A 4,970-nucleotide genomic window follows, 5' to 3' on the forward strand; every position below is an offset into this window, starting at 1 on the left:
GTCTAACATCAGTCCATATAAATTGATTTTTTATTGTTTGTGAGAAATTCGCGAATTGCAGCTATGGTCATTCCCCAGGTTTCTGGATGGATTGAATCTCAACTGTTAGTTAAATCTCTCCAAGGTCTAATATTACCAAAAACTATTAGTAGTAATCAGGTTTTAAATAATGGTCGAATTGCCTTTCCTACTGCGGCTGGTACTCCTGTAACTAGTGAGTTTGGTTGGCGGATACACCCAATTACAGGCGATCGCAAGTTTCACGCGGGGATTGATTTTGGTGCAGTAAAGGGTACGCCAATTTATGCGATTGATGCTGGTCGAGTAGTTTTTGCAGGCGACAAGGGTGGTTATGGCAAAGCAGTTATTATTCAGCATCAGGGAAGTTTATCTACTCTGTACGGTCATGCCAGTCAGCTGTATGTACAGCAAGGACAACTTGTTGTCCGTGGGCAGATGATTGCAGCAGTAGGTAGTACGGGCTTTTCCACGGGGCCGCATTTGCATTTTGAAGTTCACGTTAATGGTGTAACACAGAACCCCCGTCCTTATTTACGCGAATATTTAGCAACCCGTTGAAAGTTATTTAGCTATTGGCAAAAGAAATGCAAATTGTACCGATTTTTATATCAGGTGTAGTTGGTGCAGCCTGCTCTGTTGCATTTTCTTATGGAGTAGCTTCACTGCCATGTGGATTGGTATCAAGGGGTGCGGATAGTGTTTGCCAAGTGCGTAGTTTCGGTAAGGCAGTTGATAGTTGGAAATTTGGGTTTATCGTTGGTGGTTTAGTAGGATTGGTTTTCAGTCCTCGTCATCAATTGATATCCCGTTTTCAACCCATTCATTTGTCAACTGCTTCCTTAATTACTTTGGGAATTTATTTTTCAATTTCTCAAAGTACTAATGTTTATTCATTGTCGTCAAATAGTTTAAAAAGAAGAGTTAGTGCAAGAGATTACTCACCACATCCTTATTCACCACGTTTGAGTGCTTTTTTAGCAACAATTCGTTGGGCAGAAACAGGAACCAGTGAGCCAGAAAGTTATCGCAAGTTAGTATTTAAGGGAACTTTTAATGATTTTTCTACACACCCGTTAAAGAAACAGTGCGCTCCTATTAATGGTAAAAATGTTTGTTCGACTGCGGCTGGTGCTTATCAAATGTTGGATATAAGTTGGTATGACCTTCAGCCAAAGTTAAACTTAAAAGATTTTAGTCCAGCTTCTCAGGACAAGATGGCAATTGAATATATTCGTCGTAATAATGCTTTAAGTGACATTGAAGCAGGAAGGTTTGATACTGCGATATGCAAAGTAGGTAGAATTTGGGCTTCGTTTCCTTGTAATAATTACAACCAAAATGCTAAATCAATCGATAAACTAAGAATTTACTATCAGCAGCAATTACAAAAGTTTGAAATTTCTAGGAGGTAAAAATCATTGATGTTATTACCATACAATGACACTAATGGTAATATTGAATTTCAAAAAAAACAGCTTTTGACTGCAATTTTACAGGCCAAACAAGATGGTTCGGGCAATGAAGAGATTATAGAGAATATACGGGAAGCTTTACCTTCCCCAATGGTTTATTATGCTGAAACTATTCTACAACAGATTGATTTTAGAGCAAAATTATCACGTCCAGTTGTTGAATTTAACTTAGAATTTTTATTTCAGGTAATATACGAATCAGTAATTGCAGGTACAAACGATGAAGAAATATTATCAATATGTGCAGAACACTGTACTTTAAACCAGTACGAGTTTGTACGTTACGCACTTGAATATATTCATATCAATCGGATGCCATCACAGTGGGAGCAAAATAACGTATATCATAAGATGATTGAGATAGTTAACATATCACCAATTGAATCTTTATTTGAATACGTTGAATCAATCAAAAATATTTATTTTAAGCAGATTGGATATGAAGTAGTTCAGGAAAATCTTTATAATTTATTTTTGAGCAATAAAGAAACTAGTTATTTTACTGATTTAGCTAGTAAATCTAGAGATAAATGCATTAAAAACTATTGTTACCGAACGGCAGTGCTTGTCGCGCGTGCCATAGGTAAGCCATTAGATTTAAAACTGACAGGTGATGGCTCAATTATTTTAAAAGAGCCTAAATATTTAGATAGAAATACTGGTGCAAATGAGATTGCTACTTCACAAAATTTAACTATGTTGCAGGCAGGGAAGTTATTAGTTGATACGTTAGAAGATTTTAATATTAATGCTAAGTATGTTGATGCCAAAAATGGCCCCACTTTTAACCGTATTAGGGTAAAACTGGGACGGGGTGTTAGTTACAAGAAAGTAGAAGACATTGGTAATGACTTAGTGCAGCAGCTTGGTGAAGAGTTAGGCTTGAAATTTGCACCAATGGTGAGTGTAGTGCCTGGAGGAGTTGTATTTGACATACCCCGATTAGATAGACAATTTGCTTATTTCCGCGATCATTTTACTTTTGACAGTGAACCTGACATTCATTCTGTATCTATTCCTGGTGGTGTTGATGTAGATGGCACCTATGTCGAAATTCCACTTTATAGCGACAACGTAACCCATATCTTGGGTGGTGGACGAACGCGGGGTGGGAAGTCGCAATTTGAGAAAGCAGCAATCTTATATTTAGTGCGGCAGTATCCACCTTCTGTTGTTCGATTAGCGCTTTCGGATGTTAAGCGCGTGACCTTTGGTAAATTTGATGGGCTACCCCATCTTGTTGCCCCAGTTGCGCGTTATGCAGAGTCTACCGCTAACTTGCTTGATTACTTGGTAGAAGAAATGGAATTGCGCTACCAAGAATTTGAGCGCCACAGCAGTATTGAAACGATCGCACAGTACAACATGCGGTTTGCACCTGATTTTGTCATGCCGCGAGTGATTTGCCTGATTGACGAGTGTTTTGATCTACTTTCCGATGATAACTACTGCGATCGCATTGAGACTGCGCTGATGAAGTTGCTTGCAAAAGCGGGTGGTGCAGGGATTCATGTACTGTTGTACACGCAACGGCCTGATAAAAACGTGATTGATCCGTTGATTCGCTCAAACTTTCCAGCCAAGACAGCCTTTGTTACGACTCGCCCTGAAGACAGTTGTATTATCCTTGGAGACGATAAAGACAAACGTGCAGTTTATTTACTGGGATACGGAGATTTCTTGTACAAAACGACTGAAGTGCTGCGACTCCAGGCGCTTTATGTAGCTGACGATGAAGACCCTGAATACTTCCAGCAATTACTCCTAGAAGCTAAAAATCAAAACGACCCCTACACAGCTTGGCAGTCTGGGTTGGACTTTGATGAATTTGTCGCTAGTTTGTACGGCGAGCGCAATAGTAAGGACATAGGTAAATCTAAAACTACTGCTGTTACTAAAACTAAACAGTCCAAAACTGATTTTGAGGGCAGTTTTAACTTTAAGGTACAGCTTGACGAGGAAGCAAGAAACTCAATTTTGAATTTGCATCAAAAGGGTTATCAACTTGATGAAATTGTCAAAGCGGTATTCAATTTATCCCGTCAAAATGGTAGATCGTACAAGAAATTTAGAAATGTTGTTGAGGATTTTTTAAATAGCTTGAAAGGTGGCGGTGAAGATGATATTTGAACTGACCATGCCTTTACCCCCTTGTATGAACGAAATTATCAACCAGGCACGGTCGAGTTGGCAAGCTAGTGCTGAACTTAAGAAGTACTGGACAAACTTAATTGGTGAATTTGTTAGAGAATGTGATTTTTGTTTGGATGGTGCAGTTTGGATTGAATTTCATTGGTATCTCAAAAATTTTGGACGAGATAGCGATAATGTAGCTGCTGCCGCCAAATTTATCATGGATGGTCTGGTTACAGGACAAGCAATCCGTAACGATAACTTGACAGTTATCCAATCACCTGTAGTTCATTATTATCATCGCAGTAGTGGTGATGATGGTGTGCTGTTGAGACTTTCACAATCACCTGATTTTCTGTTAGATAATTTTATTGTATCTAACCAATTTTCCCGAAACAGCTTAGAGAAGCACAGCCAAAAAATCACATATTTACTGTTAACTTAATTTTTAGATATATTGGATTTAAAGGATGACATAATGTTACGTTATAAAGACTACTGTCAGTTAATCGATCAGGTAAATGCAGGTAAAAATATTAACCTATGGGGCAAGCAAAATATTGGTAAGACTCTTACTGTTAAAAACTGTTTACTCAAGGATATTAACTTAGAGTCTGTTTACCTCAATCTTGAATATCCTTTTAGTGTGGATCATCTATTCAAAGTTATTCCTATTAGCTTCAGCTTTTACTACCAGCAGGATTGGCAAAATATCATAAGCAAATTATCTGATGGTTATAATAAACTGCTGGTGATAGATAATTTTGATAGATTACACTTTGTTAGCGATAGTTTTATCGACGACTTATTTCGATTACAACAGTTAGCTCAACTAGAAAATTTTTCTTTACTATTAATATCTCGGATGCCGCTAGAATATTTCCATTTTTCAGGTTTTGCTAACTATTTTAAAAAATTGGAATTGAACGAAACTAATACTTGGACTTTTGGACAGTAGATATATGGCTTTTAGATACAGCGCTTCCGGCTATTATGCAATACAGTTTTTCTCCTTGTCCTCTCCTATCAAAGCTTTCAGATTTGGTGATGTACCTCATAGCTGCCGTAAGTGCTGTATCGTTTTTTGGTGATATCCACTTCGGGTGGAATGTTGGTTTAAGCAATAAAGCAAGTTCGACTCTTGCTATCACCATTGAGGATGAAACTACTACCGAGACTGAAAATTAACCAGTACGAATCTATTAAATAGTTTTGGAGTTGTTAATAGAGTAAGGGGTAGGTTAGTAGTGTAGTTCTCAGTAAATCCCAATCCTTGCCGGGGCGAGAGTAATTAACCCTCTTTTGTCACTCTAGGCAGAGGAAAAATAGAAATAAGGGATATTG

The 4,970-nt window shown here is 37.9% G+C and carries 6 protein-coding genes; all 6 read left to right on the forward strand.

Annotated elements, in window-relative coordinates; translation table 11 throughout:
• Positions 1–63 precede the first annotated feature (63 nt).
• From RMY63_RS41045 to RMY63_RS41070, 6 genes are read left to right on the forward strand one after another with little or no spacing between them, the layout of a single operon-like run.
• Positions 64–579: a M23 family metallopeptidase gene (locus tag RMY63_RS41045; RefSeq protein WP_322734167.1), complete on the forward strand. Its 516-nt coding sequence runs from the start codon at positions 64–66 to the stop codon at positions 577–579.
• A gap of 26 nt (positions 580–605) precedes the next feature.
• Positions 606–1,433 carry a lysozyme gene (locus tag RMY63_RS41050; protein ID WP_322734171.1) on the forward strand — a complete coding sequence of 276 codons (828 nt, stop codon included), beginning with the start codon at positions 606–608 and terminating at the stop codon, positions 1,431–1,433.
• 9 nt (positions 1,434–1,442) lie between these two features.
• Entirely contained in the window at positions 1,443–3,623 is a 2,181-nt protein-coding gene (locus RMY63_RS41055) for a DNA translocase FtsK (RefSeq protein WP_322734172.1), read from the forward strand.
• Complete coding sequence (locus tag RMY63_RS41060; RefSeq protein ID WP_322734168.1) at positions 3,613–4,071, forward strand: hypothetical protein; 459 nt, start codon at positions 3,613–3,615, stop codon at positions 4,069–4,071. Before RMY63_RS41055 ends, RMY63_RS41060 begins: the two co-directional genes overlap by 11 nt.
• A gap of 33 nt (positions 4,072–4,104) precedes the next feature.
• Positions 4,105–4,584, forward strand: coding sequence for an ATP-binding protein (locus tag RMY63_RS41065; protein WP_322734169.1), 480 nt, complete (start codon positions 4,105–4,107; stop codon positions 4,582–4,584).
• Positions 4,585–4,619: 35 nt separating this feature from the next.
• Positions 4,620–4,814, forward strand: coding sequence for a hypothetical protein (locus RMY63_RS41070; RefSeq protein ID WP_322734170.1), 195 nt, complete (start codon positions 4,620–4,622; stop codon positions 4,812–4,814).
• Positions 4,815–4,970: the final 156 nt, after the last annotated feature.

Origin of the sequence: Nostoc sp. ChiQUE01b, from assembly GCF_034531255.1 — a bacterium.
GTDB lineage: Bacteria > Cyanobacteriota > Cyanobacteriia > Cyanobacteriales > Nostocaceae > Nostoc.